Here is a 17,200-nt window from a genome sequence, read left to right as displayed (position 1 = left end):
CGGAATGTTTGTTTTTAGTTTTTACCGAAACAGAATATGTCTTGAGCTCAATCACATTTAAACTAAACGATTTATACTCAATGTTTTGGTATGCCTGATAATTTTCAAAAATTTGGTTCGAGGATTGAATTTTTTGCTTTTAGAGCTTGATATTAGCCTTAGAAATTCTTCGCAGTAGAGCTATTTCTGTCCAGACAGATTTCAGATTTCCATATTTTAGTGTAATCACAAATTTCCAGTTGTGACACAACCAATTTTTTTAGAAAGTATAACAAAACAAAATTAGGTATAAATTATGGCTGCGAAAATCGGTGTTTAAATAAACTGTGGCCATTCGCAACTTTTACCCCTTGAAAATAAAAAAATATCTCCGCACATTTTGAATGATTTATTTAAAACCCTTAGGAATTGTTAATTTATTATTTTATATTTATTTATAGGCTGTTTAAAAGGCGATTACATATATATAAAAGAGTATATATTTATTTACAGTTACTAGTAAAATTTCTGCATTTTCTTATTGATCCTATTTAAAACTTTTAGATTTCTCATTATTAGAAATTTTTTCCTGTAAATACGTTAAACGTAGAAATTCCAAGAAACTCAGAATCTCCACCACTATAGGGATTATTGTATCTTAATTCAAAAAATAGTGAGTTTTTGAAATTGAGTTTGTATTCTATACCACCTCCAATGCTATAGCCTATTTCAATATCATTAATTATTGAAGTTTTTTCCATATCATTTATTTCTATTGTATTTTCTGAAATCGTAGTTTTATAAAGTAGGGTTTCATTTTTAATAAAATATGTTCCAACTATACCCATGTTTATGAAAGGGCGAATTTTATTTGAGGGATAAGCATATTTAATAAGAAAAGGAACTTTTAAGGAAGACAGATTAGCAACAAAATCAATATCTTCATTATATACAAATGTATTAAACGAATAGCCATGTTTTGCAAAATACACCTCTGTGTGCAAAGAAAAATCACTTAATAGAATAGGATTGTCTAGAAATAAACCTATCGAAAAAGTACCGTCATACTTATATTCAAAATGTTCAAAATCAATATTTTGTTTATCGCCAATAATTAGTTTGGCAAATTCATAACCAATTAAAAATCCATATTTAATATGAGGAAAAGGTTTCAATTCACATTGATTGTATCTTGAAATTAGTTTTGATAATGACTTTTTATTATATTTATCCGAGGCTAATGTTTAATGAAAATGCCATTATATTTGAAAATTAAATATAAATTTGGCAACTTTTGGACAATATATTGAGATAGGCATTTTTAATAAAATATAATGAAAGAATTAAAACGAATTTTCAAAAGAAATACACACAATTCATTTTTCAAGCAACTTGCCGGATTCGGAAGGGCTTTAAATAGACTTTACGAAAATAGGAATCACGATGTTTATAGCAATGGAGAATTGACAGTTCTAAAAAAAATATCGAAGTTTAATCCTGCAGTAATTATTGATGGTGGTGCAAATATTGGAAACTACAGCTTATTGCTTAGAGAATATAATCCCCAAAGTAAAATTTTTGCCTTCGAACCGGTAGTCGATACATTCAATCAATTGAAAAATAAAGTAGGCGAACAGAAAAATATTGTTCCAATAAACAAAGGTCTATTTTCGGAAACTTGCTCGAAGGAGATAAATATTTTCAATTCGCACACGCATTCATCTATTTACGATATTAAAGGGATTTCTTATCAATCGACAGATTTGCAATCCATAGAACTGACAAGTGGAGACGATTTTGCAATAGAACAAGGATTAGATGAAATTGATTTTGTAAAGCTTGATCTCGAAGGTGCTGAATACGATGCTATTGTAGGCTTTCGGAATCTATTAGAAAGAAAAAGAATTAAGGTCATACAATTTGAATATGGCTATATAAATATTTCAACGAAAAAATTACTCATTGATTTTTATACTCTTTTGAATGAATTTGGATATCTCGTTGGAAAAATTTTCCCAAAAATTGTTGAATTTAGGGACTATAATTTTATGCATGAAGATTTTATTGGGCCTAATTTCATTGCTGTCAATAAAAATGAAAAGGAATTAATTGAATCTTTTAAGAAAAAATGAAAATTGCCAACAAAACTAAATTCATTCACCAAATTTCTAATTTCCAATTAGCATTTAATAAGTTACACTTTCAATATTTTCATCCGAAATAATATCCTCAATTCGATATTTTAAGAAAAGTTGGACAACTGCTACAACATCTTTTTCGCAATATTTTGTAATACGTTTTATATCATTTTCATTCCAGTAAATATCTCCAACCTGACTACCATCAATATCGTCTTTTGGCGATGGCAAATCAAAAACTGCAACAAGCAGATTTAGAGAAGTATAGTTTTTGTAATCGCCAAATTTCCATAACTCTAAAGTGTCGAGATGTCTGACTTCCCAAGGTTTCTTGCCGGCAATATCTAAAATATTTGGAAGTTTCAATCCATTGATTAGGCAGCGGCGGGCAATATATGGGTAATCAAATTCCTTCCCATTGTGGGCACATAAAATAATATCTTTTTTTTGAGCAAGTTTAGAAAGCATTTCGCCGAATTCTTCAAGCAAATTTTTTTCATCATCACCATAAAAAGATTTGAGCCTAAGATATTTATTGGTGTTTTTGAAATTAATTAAACCAACCGAGATACAAACAATTTTGCCAAACTCTGCATAAATACCGGCACGTGCGTACACATCTCCTGCATTTTGCTCTTCTGTTCTGAAATACTCCGACTTCTTTTCCCAAAGATTTTGAAAATTTTCTGGAACTGATTCAAAATTCTGATATTGTGGTACTGTTTCTATATCAAGAAACAATACGTTTTCTAATTTTATTTTACTTAACATCATAATTTGTTGTCATTTAGCTGTTATTAGTAGTCATTTTAAAGAAATCGTCAAATCTCCAAACCAAAAATTAATTCTGTTCAGGTTTTTCGCTCAAATATTTTTCAATAGTAGAGGCTAAAATATTGATTGCCACTTTATTGTTTCCCCCTTGAGGAATTATAATATCTGCATATCTTTTTGAAGGTTCGATAAATTGCAAGTGCATTGGTTTAACAGTATTTTCGTATCGTTCTAAAACTTTATTGACAGAACGACCTCTTTCAACCAAATCGCGTTTCACAACTCTTATAAGCCTATCATCGGCATCGGCATCTACAAAAACTTTTATATCAAGTAATTCCCGAAGTTTTTTATTAGTCAAACTTAAAATTCCTTCAACAATTACAACATGTTTCGGATCGGTGGGAATAGTTTCATCGGAACGTGTACAGGTCAGGTAAGAATAGATGGGCTGACCAATTTGTTGTCCATCAATCAGCATCTTCAAATGCTCTATAAGTAGCTTAAACTCAACCGATTTTGGGTGGTCAAAATTTATTTCCTGTCTTTCTTCCATTGGCAAATGACTATTGTCGCGATAGTATGAATCTTGCGAAAGAATTGTAACTTCATCTTGCGGAAGAAGTTCAATAATTTTTTTCACAACCGTTGTTTTTCCAGAGCCTGTTCCGCCTGCTATTCCTACAATTAACATTACTTTTTGTTTAGAATTAATATCTTCGCAAATTAATAAAAATTTATTGATGAACTAAATTTTATAAAATGATAAAACATATAGTAATGGTGAGGCTGAAAGAGCATGAAAGCGAAAGGCTAAAGCTGCAAAATGCTAAAAAGCTCAAATCATTATTGGAAGGACTGGAAGAAAAAATAAACGAAATAAAATATTATGAAGTGGGTTTAAATTTCAGTAAATCTCCATCGGCATTCGATATAGTTCTGATTTCTGAATTTGAAAACACCGAAACTCTCGGAATATACAGCAAGCATCCTGAACACAAAAAAGTGCTCAATTTTTTGAACGAAATTGCTAACGAAAAAGCAGTTGTCGATATTGAAATGTAATGGGAAATTTATTAATGTCGGCAAGTTTCTAAACAAATAATTTAAGGCAATGAAAAACCTTTATCCATTAAAATTTATGCCAATCCTGAAAAATAAAATTTGGGGTGGGACAAAACTAAAAACTTTACTAAATAAAAATATTTCTGCAACAAACAACTGCGGCGAGTCATGGGAAATTTCCGGTGTAGAAAATAGTATTTCAGTTGTTTCAAACGGATTTTTAAAAAATAAGAGTCTGACCGAACTTATTGAAATTTATAATGACAAACTTGTTGGTAAGAAAGTTTACCAATTTTTTGGTTCTGAATTTCCTTTGCTCATAAAATTTATTGATGCCAGCGATGTGTTATCGATTCAGGTACACCCCGATGATGGTTTAGCTTACCAACGCCACCAATCGAAAGGGAAAACAGAAATGTGGTATATAATTCAGGCTGATGAAAACTCAGAGCTTATTTCTGGTTTCAATCAGGAAATTGATAAAAATATTTACCTCAAACATCTCGAAAATAAAGGTTTAGGAAAAATTCTAAATTCCGAGAAAGTGAAAAGCGGAGATGTGTTTTTTATTCCTGCAGGAAGAGTTCACGCTATAGGCAAGGGAATTTTATTGGCTGAAATTCAGCAAACATCAGATATTACCTACAGAATTTATGACTGGGACAGGCTCGATAAAAATGGAGACTCCCGCGAATTACATACCGAACTTGCTGTTGATGCAATTGATTATAGTTTTCATCAAAATTATAAATCAAAATATGAAACTAATACAAATTCTTGTTCGGAAATCGAATCCTGTAAGTACTTTACATGCAACATTTTGAAATTGAATAAATCTGTCGAAAAAGATATTACTTCTATAGATTCATTCGTGATATATATGTGCGTTGAAGGTTCAGGCACAATTTCTTGCAACAATCAAGAGGTAAATATTTCGATGGGGGAGACTGTTCTTTTGCCGGCTTCGTTGAAGAATTATTCTATTTCTACAAAAACTGAAGTTCGCTTACTTGAGATTTATTTGTAAATCAGAAAAAGAGACAAAAAAAAACGGTTTCTGAAAATATTCTTTCAGAAACCGCTCATTTAGTACAAATTACAATTTTTTATCTTGACAGATTAATTGTTTGCCATTATTGCTTCAATTATCTTCTATTGTCTTCTCTTGGTTTGGCTTTCTTAACCACAACAGTTCTTCCATCGAGTTCACTATCGTTCAATTCTGCTATGGCTGTCATAGCTTCCTCATCGTTTAGCATTTCAACGAAACCAAAACCTTTAGAGCGCCCAGAAAATTTATCAGAAATAATTTTAGCGGAATCAACTTCCCCATATACCTCAAAAGCCTCTCTGAGTTTGGTCTCTTCAGTATCGTAATTTAACTTTGCAACAAAAATGTTCATAAAAATAGATATTAATTAAAAAAATAGACTGCGAATTAACTACATTTATTACTAACAACCAAATTCTTTAATTTGTTTATGAATATTTCTTCCAAATATTTTTTGAAATTTTATTTTGTTGTAATATTCTGATAATGTGTAAAATACAGTTGTGTTTGAAAATGAAATTTTTGAAAAGTATTTTATTGAATTATTTATTTGTTTGGTTTGCTGGCTTATTTGCTTTTTTTGGACACTAATTATGGATTTTAAATTAGCTTTCGTTTGAAAAACTTTGTTAATTTTTATTTCATTATTAAACAAAGTGATTAGTAAACAATCTTTGTTCTTAATAAAATTTCAATGTTAAAATAATGAACACAAATTATTACATCAAATCATAAATCTGCCTCGGCAAAGATTTCAAAAGTATAGCAATTAGTCTCCATCGTTTTGTTATGTAAACTATTTTTCGTTTATTTTTTATTGCTCTGAAAATTTGTTTAGCGGCTTTGTTTACTGATGAAACCCAAAATAATCCTTCGCCTTTTGCCATATTTGTATCTACAAATCCCGGCCTGATGTCGCTTATTATAATCTTAGTTTTAAGCTTTTTCGATTTTTGTCGTAAAGCTTCCAAATAATTTATCTGAAATGCTTTACTCGCATTATATGCTGGTGCTTGCCAGTTTCCTCGAAGTCCACCAATAGAAGAAATTGCTACGAGATGACCAAATTTTTGATTGTCGAAATAATTAAATGCCCAGTCGGCAATTGCTGTAAATCCTAAAATATTTGTGTCAATGGTTTGCTTTTCCAATTCAAAATCCAAATTGTCGTTTATATTGCCAATTCCCGAACTAATTATTAACAAGTCAAGTCCGCCCAATTTATCGACAAGCTTTTCTAAATGTTTAGAAATATTGTTAATATCAGTAATATCAAAAGCCTGAATAGCAAAATTCTTAGGATTCTCATTTTTTAATTCAACAAGTAAATTCGTTCGTCTGCCCGTTATGCCAACTTTATAATTCTTAGCAATCAGGATGTTTGCCAGAGCCTTTCCTATGCCGGTTGTTGCACCAATTATTATTGCTTTTTTCATTTAATATTCAATATCCTGTGAAGGATTTTTTGCTGCTTCTACACAAATTTTCACAGCATGTTTATATAATTTTCTTTTTTTTAGCTATTTGTTTATTAGTAGTTTTTTAACTTTTATAATGTTATCGCAATTCAAATGAATAAAGTATATGCCATTTGAAAAATGTCTAATATTTATTTGCTTTCTATTACTTTTGAATTTTTCATGATATACTTGTTGCCCGGTATTTGTGAATATTGTAATATCTCCATATAAATTAGCATTGGTTTCAATTGATATAGTTAAACTTTCAGAACATGGATTTGGAGATATTACTATTTCACTTTCTTCAAAAGGAAATAAACTGTCAATTGATGGACTAATATAATATGAACAATCAAATTTGAGGGTATCTAAATCAAAGAAGTCAATAATTTGTTCCTTAATGATGCAGGGTCTTTTATTAAAAAAAATGTATAAATGATTATAGCTTTCTTCCCAATGTTCCATATCAAATGGATTTCCCCATCGTAAAATATGTTCTGCCACCTCAGGTTTATATAATTGCACAAATTTATCAATCGTTTGACTGAGCAGTTCAGGCTTAAATGTGTTTTTAAGATGATACAAAAATCTATTTAAAAACTGGTTTTTAAACTCCTGATTTTTAATTATTTCATTAAAAAATAATGCTTGGTTATTTTTATCAAATAATCTAATGAAGTTATTTAAAGAATGATTATCGCATGATGCATCTAAGTCATAAAACAGCCATTTCCATTTACCATCGGGTGTTTGTGGACGCCACATTTTTACATTATTGGGAGGCCAATCTGAATTTCCAAAATACAATTCAAATATTATATAATCAGTATAATTATCTATATCTATTTTTGTTTTTAGATATTCATAATTTTCATATAATGAGATATCATGAGTTTCAATAAATTCTATAAGTTCAATATAGGTTTCAGCACTACCATTCTCAACCGACAAATTTCCACAAATAATATCAACACTATCTTTGTCGATCCCATGCAACGATTCTAAATAATTTTCATCTTGTCGTTCTCTTATGTTATGAATTCCCCAATATTCCCCATTAATTTACAATATTGAAGGTTTTGTCATTTGAACGTCAAGAGTAGAAGAGCTTTCAGAAACAATTGTATGGATTAGATCATCCTGAAAAAGTGTGTTTCGTCGCCACCAAGATGTATATGAGCAACGAAGAATTAATCTCTTATAGCTCCAATAATTTCTTTCATCGAAAAACGGATAATCAATATATGGCTTACCATACTCGGTTCTGGCATAAATACGAAGCGATTTTTGGGGAGCCATTCTCGATTTTTGCCCATGAATTCGAAATCCAATATTTTGAGAAATCTCAATATTGCCAGATGTATCGAAATATTCTATATTCCCGACTCTTTCCCAGTTGTCTCCCCTTTGGTAATAATTTCCTGTCCAATCAATATTATTTGAATCTAAATATATTCCCGGAACATAAATTCCCGATGTATCATCAAAGAAGTTTAAACTATCGGAAATTAATGAAATTACAGGAAAGGTATAATAAAAATCATTTGTAAAATACGAGTAGGTATGTGTTTTGCTGGTTGCAGTGCTGTTTCTATACGATTTTGCACGAATAATTGTAGCTTTGTTGATATTATTTGCAGGTGCTTGCCATCCGGATAGTCGATTACTTCTATAGTTTTCAGAATAGGGAATAGGATTTGTAGGAATTAATGAAATATTATTTTCAGAAGTATTTGAAACAAATATTGAGTCAGAAAAAATTGATGAATTAATTGTTGGTTCAGATCCATTTAAAGTATAATAGATTGTATCTTCACAATTCAGCCTTAGAAAAAAAGGAGAAGAATAAAATCCTGGTTTTTTTGAATACTTAATTTTTCTTTCAGGATATTTATTATTATTTGAATAATTTGGGGTTGATGGAAAATGTGAAACCCATTTATCAATTCCATCAATAAGACGGCCAAATGATTTATCCGCAGGCAAAGAAATAGGTTCAACAATATCAATAATTGAATCCGCCGGACTAGATAGGATTATATATTCTCCTTCGGATTTTATTTTGAAATTCGTATGTAAAAATGATTGATCTGGCCTATCTTTTCCGGAAGCAAAAATTAATACAAAACCAGAAGGTTCAATCAAGATTTCAGGAAAAATCCATTTGTCAGTATTATTAGTATCATCGCTAATTTTATAATTATTTAAGTTTATAGCAGAATTACTATTATTAAATAATTCTATCCAATCAACAAATTCACCATCCTCATCGACAATTGTAGAATTATTTAATGACATAAATTCATTTATTACTATATTCTGTGCATTTAGTGAAAGCCAGATAGTTATAAAAGTAAATAAAAGTATTGTACGCATATTTTTTTCTTTGCAAGTCTAATATTCAATATCCAACGATACATTTTTGGCAGCTTCAACACAAATTCTCATATCGTTTAAGCCAATATTTCCTTTATATAATTGTCGTTTTTCGTTCAGCAACTTTATGCTTTCGTATAATTCCTTATAATCAGCATTTGCTACTTTTTCAAGACTGTCGAATTTTGCCTCATAAAGCACAAAAGCAAATGTGTGGTTCACCCACCTAATTCGGGTAAGGTCGCATAGTTTGACAATTTTCAAAATATCATCTTCATTAATTCCACTTTGCTGCGATAGATTTTTACGGCTTTGTGGACTTATGATTTTATCAAATAATTGAAGCATGTTTTTTATTCCTAAGTTTTCTAACTTCAAAACTAATTCTTCAGAAATATTAGAGAAATCTTTTATTTTAGTGGGATTTGGTCGATTGCTTTTTATTTCTCTAAAAAGTATTGTCAAATATTCTGTTTCTACGCCACTTTGAATTGAAAATATTTGCAATTTCTTTTTGGTTTTCAGCACATTAAATAAATTCTCAATATTCACGATTTGCTGATTTTTAATAAGTTCAAAATTTTGGTCAATATTTTTTTGCAACATTTTTCTACTTGGAAGTAAGTAGGAAGTTTTTAAAGTATTCTTGTAATTATCTAAACTAATGCTCTTTAAATCAATATAGTATCCCATATTTATATGTGTTTTATAGTCTGATTTTTGAAAAGAATAGGGCAATTATTCATAAATATATTCCATTTCACCATTTTTTTGAATTGGATAATCAAACTCATTATATTTATAAAAATTCTCACTTATATTTGTATCATCCTTCATATCAGCAAGGTGATAAAAATTTCTCGAAATAGTTTTCACAATATTGTTTTGATTTGTATATTTTCCAGGAATAAGATTGAAATTCTTAAATGGATTTATTTTATCATCGTATTTAAAGATTGTTTCATTGTCTAATAATTTATCACCGGAATCTGAAATTTGATATTTTTTATGGTTAATCAAATTGCCTTTTTTATCATATTTATAATCAATCGAATAGGATATTTTATTGTCGTTGTAAAAAACTTGTTTAGAAATTCTATTTTTCTTATCATAAACAAATTTGCTATAGCCCATGTAATTTATCAATTTAATTACTTGATTTAGTTCATTATATTCATAAGTTATGGTATGAGATTTTTTTGTATTATCAGGATTTGCCCATTCTATTCTTTTTTTTGAAGCTTCAATCACCTTCGACGAACTGCTAAACAAAGCCAGATCTTCGTAATAATCTATTGTGATCAATTTATTTGAATTATCGTAATTGTATTTCACATATCTATATTTGCTTTTCTCCTCAAATATCAAGTCTGCTTTTGTATAAGAATATTCATACAAGCTGGTGGTGTCAGATTTTATTTTGACAAGTTTCAAAGCTTTTACATTTTGTGCAAAAACTAAATTATTTGAAATATTTAGTAGAATAATAAAAATTGTGTATTTGAGAATCTTCATATTAGAGTGTTTTGACTGAGAACATTAGAACTCAGATTTGTTCATAAATACAATTATAATTTGATACTTTTTCTAAATAAAACGAAAGTAATATATTTTTGTTCTATAACATAAGATATTTTTGAAACGCCCTTAAAAACTCAAAATGATTAATCAATTATTCAAATTTCAAATAGCTCAAAATTTTACTATAATTATTCTATTTTTGCCATCTATTTGTTGAATTGATTTAAGATAATTATGCAATTTATATATCCAACATTTTTGATTGGACTTTCAGCGGTACTTATACCGATTATTATCCATTTGTTTAATTTTAAGAGATTTAAGGTTGTTTATTTTAGCAATGTTGAATTTCTGAAAAGTATAAAACAAGAAACCAAAGCCAAATCGCAGCTAAAGCATATTTTGGTTTTGATATGTAGAATTTTATTTATTGTATTTTTGGTTTTGGCATTTTCTCAGCCCTATATTCCGCTTTCGCAGGAAGAAAAGATTAAAGAACAAGACATTGTGTCTATTTACATAGATAATTCATTCAGTATGGACGGCCAGGCAAAGCTCGGAAAATTGATAGATATTGCAAAAAACAGAGCAGTCTCGGTTGCCGATGCTTTTCGTGCCGAAACAAAATATTTGTTACTCACAAACGATTTTGAGGCTAAGCATCAGCATTTTGTGAGTAAAGAAAAATTGCTGCAAAATATTGCGGAAATTGAATTAAGCCCAACTCACAGGAAAATTTCTAAGATAGTTTTGCGTCAAAACGACTGGCTTGCTGCAAATAATTCAAAGGAAATAAATAAAAGTGTATTTTTAATTTCCGATTTTCAGAAAAGCTCAACTGATTTTGCAAAGCTAAAAAACGACACAAACTACAATATTTTTGTGCTGCCTCTTGAAAGCCAGGATAACAATAATCTGTTTATTGATTCTTGTTGGTTCGAAATTCCAGGGCGAAAATTTAATCAAGCCGAGGAACTTTTTGTAAGAATTAAAAACAATTCAGATCAGAACTATCAAAATATCCCTATGAAGTTGTTTTTAGATGATTCATTGAAATCTATAGCAAGTTTCAATATTGAAAGTAACAATTCGGAAATTGTAAAATTGTCTTATACCAATTCAAAAAAAGGGGTAATTCTTGGAAGAATTGAAATAACAGATTACCCAATAACCTACGATAATAAGTTCTATTTCAGCTACAAAGTTGCCGAACAAATAAAAATTCTTGCAATAAATCCCGAATTAGAAAATAAATATATTTCAACTCTTTTTAAAGACGATGATTATTTTTCGATTACCAACAATTTCGAAAAGAGTATTAATTTTTCCAGTTTCTCAACATTTGATGTGATAATAGTGAATGGATTAAGTAGGTTTTCAACCGGATTCGTTCACGAATTAAGCAATTTTATTTCTAATGGCGGTACAGTTGTTTTTATTCCTGATATTGAGGGAGATATCGAAAGTTACAATCTTTTATTCAACAAACTCTCAATAAACGAAATTTTATCAATTGATAGCACAAAAAACTCAATCACTTTCATCGACTACGACAATTTGATTTACAATAATGTTTTTAAAAACAATAACAAAAAAGTTAGTTTGCCTGAAATTTATAAGCAATTTATTTTCACAAAAAAGTCAAGATCAAACGATTTGAGTTTGCTTAGAAGTCGAAACGGTAATTCTGCTTTAAGTTCGGCAGTTTATGCCAAGGGCAAAATTTATGTATTCTCTTCTCCTTTAGATATAGAATACAGTAGTTTTGTTACTCACCCAATTTTTGTCCCAACATTTTATAATATTGCACTTAACAGTCAAATTTCTAATAATTTATATTACACTATTGGTGAAACTCAATCAGTTGATATTAGTGGATTAAAAATTGATAATTTTAATGGTTTGAAAATTACTGATTTCAAAAAGACTATAGAATTTAAGCCATCGCAACAATCCATTTCAAGCAAAAAACTATTCATAGGAAAAGACATCAAAAAAGCTGATAATTTCGAAATCTATTCCAACGAAAAAATTATTGATGGAATATCGTTCAATTACGATAGGAAAGAATCAGAACTAACTTATTTCTCAAAAAATGAACTTGCAGAATTGATAAATGCTTATGGCTTGAATAATTATTCGATAGTTGATTCGAAAGATGAGACGCTCACAAAAAAGCTTTCGCAAAAGAGTCGGGGTAAGCAATTGTGGAAACTCTTCATCCTTATTAGTTTGCTTTTTGTTGCAATCGAAATTGCACTTCTTCGTTTGTGGAAATAGATTTAAAAAAAAAATAATGAATTTCAAATTGAATTTCGTTCTGATTATTTTCCTTGCCCAAATTTCTGCTTTTTCTCAGGTCGAAATTCAAGGAATAATCATCGACAGAAAAACTAATTCAGCTTTAGCTTTCGTAAATGTCGGAATAATCAATAAAAATATTGGAACAGTATCAGACGAAAACGGTAATTTTTCAATTATTCTTGACAAAAAGTTCGATATGGATAGTTTGAAATTTTCTATAATTGGATATAAAACAAAGGCATTTATAGTTTCCGAAATGCGACAAAACTATTCAGGAAAGCAAAAAATTGTTTTGGAAAAAGCAAACTATAAAATTGAAGAGATTGTAGTTTTACCCAAAGAATTCAAAACTAAGATTTTAGGAAGTCAGGCACAGTCGCGAATGATGCAAGCCGGATTTTCAAGCAATATTCTTGGCAATGAAGTCGGAATTCGTATAAACATAAAAAATGCACCAACATTCGTCGAGAATTTTAATTTTTATATAACTCAAAACGAATATGATAGTTTGATTTTCAGGTTAAATATTTACACCATAGAAGATGATTTGCCTTTTGAAAATATTCTGACAGAAAACATTTATTTAACAACACAAATTAAATATGGTGCTATTTCATTCGATTTAAAAAAACATAATATATATGTAGAAGAGGACTTTATTATAGCTTTGGAGTGGATAAAAGATTTGGGAGAAGAAGGTTTGTATTTTGCCGCAAGTTTTGCAAATGGACCAATTTTTTCTCGAAAAGCAAGTCAGGGAGATTGGGAAGAGGCCTCATTTATTGGTTTGGGATTTAATGTAACTGCAAAATATCCGAAGTAAGTTAAATTGTAGAAATAAATTCTCTATACAAACAAAATCATTTTGCTTTGAAAAAGTAAAAATTTTAGATATTTTTAAATCATGGAAATATATAAATCGACCGAAGGTATTAAAAGGCTGCTTGCAGAAAAAGACGAACGACTTAAAGAACTTGCGGCAATAAATCGTACCTCCGAAATTATTAGGTCAGGGAAAACTATTGAGGAAACACTTTCTCAAATCTGTTCCATTTTACCTCCTGCATGGCAATATCCGGAATTCACGGTAGCTCGGATAAAATTTGGGAATTATGTGGCGAAAACATCAAGCTTCATAGAAACAAAATGGCTTCAAAGAAAAAAATTTGAAACAATTGATCTACAGGAAGGTACAATAGAAGTTTATTATACTCAAGAATTTGTAGAGATAGATGAAGGTCCTTTTTTGAAAGAAGAAAGAGATTTGATTGGGAATTTAGCCGGATTAGTAACTGGCTATTTAAATAGCATGATTGCAAAAAAAATGATAAGCAGCAAAGCGCAAAATCTATCTGCTACAGCTGCAATAAACGAGGAGACAGAATATCCCGAAAGTCATAGAAAACTGATGCAGCGTTTTCTCAACAAAAGCAACTTCAACAGAGATATTTATCACGATTTGATGCCCTTTAAAGTAAAAGAAATTTTGCTTGTCGGAAATTTATATGATGCATACAGTATTGAAAAAGACGGTCGATTTTCTGAACATGTTCTCGGTGAATATAGTCAACTGAATTTGACCTCATTGCCTCGAATTTCAGGAGTTTCAACAATAGAAGAAGTTCTGAATGAACTTAATTCAAAACACTACGATTTGATAATTTTTATGCTTGGAGTAGATAAAAAAGCTCCTATTGAAATGAGCAAAATTATTAAAGAAAAATATCAGTACATTCCAATATTTCTACTCCTTAATAGCAACAGAGACCTTGAAATTTATCAGAGTGCTGAGCTTCCGTCAATCGACAAGGTTTTTGTTTGGAATGGCGATTCCAAAATATTTTTTGCAATGATAAAAATTGTAGAAGATAAGATTAATATCGAAAACGATACAAAAATTGGTTTAGTCAGGGTTATTGTTTTGGTTGAAGATTCGGCTAAGTATTATTCGAAATATTTACCTCTTTTATACAAAATTGTATTGGAACAGACTCGTAGAGTTATCGATGATGTTAGTACCGACGAACTTTATAAGCTGCTGAAACTCAAAGCAAGGCCTAAGATTATTCTTGCATCGAACTACGAAGATGCAATAAACATTATCCGCCAATATCAAGATTATATGTTATGTATGATAACTGATGTGAAATTTCCAAAAGATAATATTCTTGACGAAAATGCCGGTTTAAAATTAGTGAAATATGTTAGGGAGAATATGAAATTTATCCCAACAATTATTCAATCGTCAGAAGAAGAAAACTCCAAAATTGCTTTTGAACTTAAATCGACATTTATTAATAAAAACTCTGATTATCTTCTTCAGGAAATAAAAAGTTTTATAACTCACTATCTTGGTTTTGGGAATTTTATTTATAGAAACCAAAATGGGCATCAAATTGCAGTGGCAAAATCCTTAAAAGAATTTGAGAAGAAAATTCAAGAAATTCCTGCCGAATCTTTGCTTCATCATGCTAAAAAAAATCATTTTTCTACCTGGCTTATGGCACGCGGCGAAATTCAGGTTGCCAAAATTCTAAATCCCTCAAAAGTTAGTGATTTCGATAGTCCCGACGATTTAAGAGAATATCTTTCAAGCGTTATCAAAAAGTTTAGGAATGAACAAAATCTTGGTAAAATTATCCCTTTCGAGGAATCTTTAATTTCTGACGAAACAAATATTGTTAGCCTGTCAGACGGTTCGCTTGGCGGAAAGGGTAGGGGTTTAGCTTTTGTAAACACCCTGATTTATAATTTCGATTTCTCGAAAAATGTTCAGGGAATAAATATTAAAACTCCGAAAACATCAATAATTGGTACCGAAGAGTTTGAGTATTTCAGAGAGCGAAATTCCATTGACACTTTCGTGAAAAAAAATACCAGTTACAACGATATTAGAAAATATTTTGCAAAATCGAGACTTTCTACATCGCTAATTAAAAGGTTAAAATCGATATTAAAACATATAAAAACACCAATTGCTATTAGGTCATCCGGTCTATTTGAAGACTCTCTCACTCAACCATTTGCCGGAATTTTTGAAACATATATTTTACCAAACAATCATTCCGATATAAAAGTTCGCCTCGAGCAATGCAAAACTGCCATTAAGTTGGTTTACGCATCGGTCTATTCCGAACGAGCCAGGGCATACATCGAAGCTATTAATTATAAAATAGATGAAGAAAAAATGGCAGTTGTAATACAGGAGGTTGTTGGAAATCAATTCGGGGATACATATTATCCTCACATTAGTGGTGTTGCTGAATCCTACAATTATTACCCATTTAGCCATATCAAACCTGAAGATGGGTTTGCATTGACAGCGGTAGGTTTGGGGCGATATGTTGTTGAAGGTGAAAAGGCATTTCGTTTTTGTCCCAAATTTTCAACTCTTGAAATTAATTCGCCCAAAGATCAATACAAAAATTCACAGGTGCATTTTTATGCAGTTGACCTGAAAAATTCTGATGTGAATTTAATGAAAGGTGAAGATGCTGGTCTTGTCAAAATGGATATTTTTGAAGCTGAAAAGCATAATTCGCTCAGACATTGTGTTTCAACTTATAATGCTGATAACGAAACTATTGAGCCCGGAATAGATTCGTACGGGCCAAGAGTCGTAAACTTTGCAAATATTCTGAAATACGATTATATTCCGCTTGCAAAAACTATCGAGATTGTTCTCGGCCTTGTGAAAGAAGCTTTGGGTTCACCTGTAGAAATTGAATTTGCAGTTGACCTGAAAAAAGACAAAAATGGGAAAGCTTCATTTTATCTTCTTCAAATAAAACCATTGATTGGTACTAGCCTTGACTATAGCATCAATGTTGACGAAATCGACAAAAATAAAGTGGTTTTATTTGCAAATAAAGCAATGGGTAATGGTCTGATTGAAAATATTTGTGATGTAATTTTTGTTGATAAAGAAAAATTCGATAAAAGCAAAACCGAGGAAATGGTTTTAGAAATTGAAGCTATAAACAAAAAAATGATTTCGGAAAAAAGAAATTATGTGCTGATAGGTCCCGGAAGATGGGGAACTCGCGATAAGTGGATAGGAATTCCGGTTTCCTGGCCTCAAATATCTAATGCAAAAATTATTGTTGAAACGAGTCTTAAAGATTATCCACTTGAGGCATCCTCGGGTTCACATTTTTTCCATAATGTTACTTCTATGAATGTTGGATATTTTTCAATTCAGCAAGAGCATAGCGAAGATATTTTGAAGTGGGATGTCCTTAAAAAACAAAAACTTATTGATGAAACAAAATATTTCAAACACGTCCAATTCGAAAATCCACTAAAAATAATGATGGACGGGAAAAAGAGAATTTCTGTTATTTTGGAGTAGATTTTGGAATAATTTGCAATTGTTTTAGTTATATAGTGCCTCTAAGAAAACAGTTCAAAATTAAAAACATCTCTTTTTGCGATATTTCTATTTTTTTCATTTGTCTAATACAAAAGCATTTACTGCATGAAGAAAATAGAAATATCATCAAAAATAAATTGTTTTATAAAAATTGCCTGTT

The 17,200-nt window shown here is 30.2% G+C and carries 15 protein-coding genes; 6 read left to right on the top strand and 9 right to left on the bottom strand.

The window, feature by feature from the left end:
- Positions 1 to 554: 554 nt before the first annotated feature.
- Positions 555 to 1,154 carry an outer membrane beta-barrel protein gene (locus HN894_05195; GenBank protein ID MBT7142714.1) on the bottom strand — a complete coding sequence of 200 codons (600 nt, stop codon included), beginning with the start codon at positions 1,152 to 1,154 and terminating at the stop codon, positions 555 to 557.
- 159 nt (positions 1,155 to 1,313) lie between these two features.
- Here HN894_05195 and HN894_05190 point away from each other — a divergent pair, with 159 nt between their 5' ends.
- Entirely contained in the window at positions 1,314 to 2,111 is a 798-nt protein-coding gene (locus tag HN894_05190; GenBank protein ID MBT7142713.1) for an FkbM family methyltransferase, read from the top strand.
- 54 nt (positions 2,112 to 2,165) lie between these two features.
- Here HN894_05190 and HN894_05185 read toward each other — a convergent pair whose 3' ends face one another.
- Both HN894_05185 and udk read right to left on the bottom strand, forming a co-directional pair.
- Complete coding sequence (locus HN894_05185) at positions 2,166 to 2,888, bottom strand: 3'-5' exonuclease (protein MBT7142712.1); 723 nt, start codon at positions 2,886 to 2,888, stop codon at positions 2,166 to 2,168.
- A 70-nt stretch (positions 2,889 to 2,958) separates the two neighbouring features.
- Complete coding sequence (udk, locus tag HN894_05180) at positions 2,959 to 3,585, bottom strand: uridine kinase (GenBank protein MBT7142711.1); 627 nt, start codon at positions 3,583 to 3,585, stop codon at positions 2,959 to 2,961.
- A 68-nt stretch (positions 3,586 to 3,653) separates the two neighbouring features.
- Between udk and HN894_05175 the strand changes: the two genes are divergently transcribed.
- Positions 3,654 to 3,956 (top strand): Dabb family protein, encoded by a 303-nt coding sequence (locus tag HN894_05175; protein ID MBT7142710.1) that lies wholly within the window; start codon positions 3,654 to 3,656, stop codon positions 3,954 to 3,956.
- Between the two features lie 49 nt (positions 3,957 to 4,005).
- Positions 4,006 to 4,983: a class I mannose-6-phosphate isomerase gene (locus HN894_05170; protein MBT7142709.1), complete on the top strand. Its 978-nt coding sequence runs from the start codon at positions 4,006 to 4,008 to the stop codon at positions 4,981 to 4,983.
- Positions 4,984 to 5,101: 118 nt separating this feature from the next.
- Here the strand turns inward: HN894_05170 and HN894_05165 are convergent, their stop codons facing one another.
- From HN894_05165 to HN894_05140, 6 genes are all read right to left on the bottom strand, one after another.
- Positions 5,102 to 5,359, bottom strand: a complete 258-nt coding sequence (locus tag HN894_05165; protein ID MBT7142708.1) for an RNA-binding protein — start codon at positions 5,357 to 5,359, stop codon at positions 5,102 to 5,104.
- Positions 5,360 to 5,726: 367 nt separating this feature from the next.
- Positions 5,727 to 6,443, bottom strand: coding sequence for an SDR family NAD(P)-dependent oxidoreductase (locus HN894_05160; protein MBT7142707.1), 717 nt, complete (start codon positions 6,441 to 6,443; stop codon positions 5,727 to 5,729).
- Between the two features lie 84 nt (positions 6,444 to 6,527).
- Positions 6,528 to 7,463, bottom strand: coding sequence for a T9SS type A sorting domain-containing protein (locus HN894_05155; protein ID MBT7142706.1), 936 nt, complete (start codon positions 7,461 to 7,463; stop codon positions 6,528 to 6,530).
- 66 nt (positions 7,464 to 7,529) lie between these two features.
- Complete coding sequence (locus tag HN894_05150) at positions 7,530 to 8,843, bottom strand: hypothetical protein (protein ID MBT7142705.1); 1,314 nt, start codon at positions 8,841 to 8,843, stop codon at positions 7,530 to 7,532.
- A gap of 18 nt (positions 8,844 to 8,861) precedes the next feature.
- A complete protein-coding gene (locus HN894_05145) occupies positions 8,862 to 9,536 on the bottom strand; it encodes a DUF4332 domain-containing protein (GenBank protein ID MBT7142704.1) in 675 nt (224 codons plus the stop codon).
- A 45-nt stretch (positions 9,537 to 9,581) separates the two neighbouring features.
- A complete protein-coding gene (locus tag HN894_05140) occupies positions 9,582 to 10,358 on the bottom strand; it encodes a hypothetical protein (GenBank protein MBT7142703.1) in 777 nt (258 codons plus the stop codon).
- Between the two features lie 240 nt (positions 10,359 to 10,598).
- Between HN894_05140 and HN894_05135 the strand changes: the two genes are divergently transcribed.
- The 3 genes from HN894_05135 to HN894_05125 all read left to right on the top strand — a co-directional run bounded on the left by HN894_05135 (position 10,599) and on the right by HN894_05125 (position 17,019).
- Complete coding sequence (locus HN894_05135) at positions 10,599 to 12,644, top strand: hypothetical protein (protein ID MBT7142702.1); 2,046 nt, start codon at positions 10,599 to 10,601, stop codon at positions 12,642 to 12,644.
- A 16-nt stretch (positions 12,645 to 12,660) separates the two neighbouring features.
- Positions 12,661 to 13,491: a carboxypeptidase-like regulatory domain-containing protein gene (locus tag HN894_05130; protein MBT7142701.1), complete on the top strand. Its 831-nt coding sequence runs from the start codon at positions 12,661 to 12,663 to the stop codon at positions 13,489 to 13,491.
- Positions 13,492 to 14,076: 585 nt separating this feature from the next.
- The gene (locus HN894_05125; protein MBT7142700.1) at positions 14,077 to 17,019 is read left to right on the top strand and encodes a pyruvate, phosphate dikinase; all 2,943 of its coding nucleotides are present in this window, start codon (positions 14,077 to 14,079) and stop codon (positions 17,017 to 17,019) included.
- Positions 17,020 to 17,200 lie beyond the last annotated feature (181 nt).

The organism is Bacteroidota bacterium (assembly GCA_018692315.1).
GTDB lineage: Bacteria > Bacteroidota > Bacteroidia > Bacteroidales > JABHKC01 > JABHKC01.
This window is presented reverse-complemented; position numbering and strand designations above follow the sequence as displayed.

Coding starts and splice junctions, on each gene's coding strand:
- HN894_05170 (MBT7142709.1), top strand. CDS start 4,006: ATGAAAAACCTTTATCCATTAAAATTTATGCCAATCCTGAAAAATAAA.
- HN894_05160 (MBT7142707.1), bottom strand. CDS start 6,443: ATGAAAAAAGCAATAATAATTGGTGCAACAACCGGCATAGGAAAGGCT.
- udk (MBT7142711.1), bottom strand. CDS start 3,585: ATGTTAATTGTAGGAATAGCAGGCGGAACAGGCTCTGGAAAAACAACG.
- HN894_05150 (MBT7142705.1), bottom strand. CDS start 8,843: ATGCGTACAATACTTTTATTTACTTTTATAACTATCTGGCTTTCACTA.
- HN894_05185 (MBT7142712.1), bottom strand. CDS start 2,888: ATGTTAAGTAAAATAAAATTAGAAAACGTATTGTTTCTTGATATAGAA.
- HN894_05175 (MBT7142710.1), top strand. CDS start 3,654: ATGATAAAACATATAGTAATGGTGAGGCTGAAAGAGCATGAAAGCGAA.
- HN894_05135 (MBT7142702.1), top strand. CDS start 10,599: ATGCAATTTATATATCCAACATTTTTGATTGGACTTTCAGCGGTACTT.
- HN894_05190 (MBT7142713.1), top strand. CDS start 1,314: ATGAAAGAATTAAAACGAATTTTCAAAAGAAATACACACAATTCATTT.
- HN894_05130 (MBT7142701.1), top strand. CDS start 12,661: ATGAATTTCAAATTGAATTTCGTTCTGATTATTTTCCTTGCCCAAATT.
- HN894_05140 (MBT7142703.1), bottom strand. CDS start 10,358: ATGAAGATTCTCAAATACACAATTTTTATTATTCTACTAAATATTTCA.
- HN894_05125 (MBT7142700.1), top strand. CDS start 14,077: ATGCAGCGTTTTCTCAACAAAAGCAACTTCAACAGAGATATTTATCAC.
- HN894_05165 (MBT7142708.1), bottom strand. CDS start 5,359: ATGAACATTTTTGTTGCAAAGTTAAATTACGATACTGAAGAGACCAAA.
- HN894_05145 (MBT7142704.1), bottom strand. CDS start 9,536: ATGGGATACTATATTGATTTAAAGAGCATTAGTTTAGATAATTACAAG.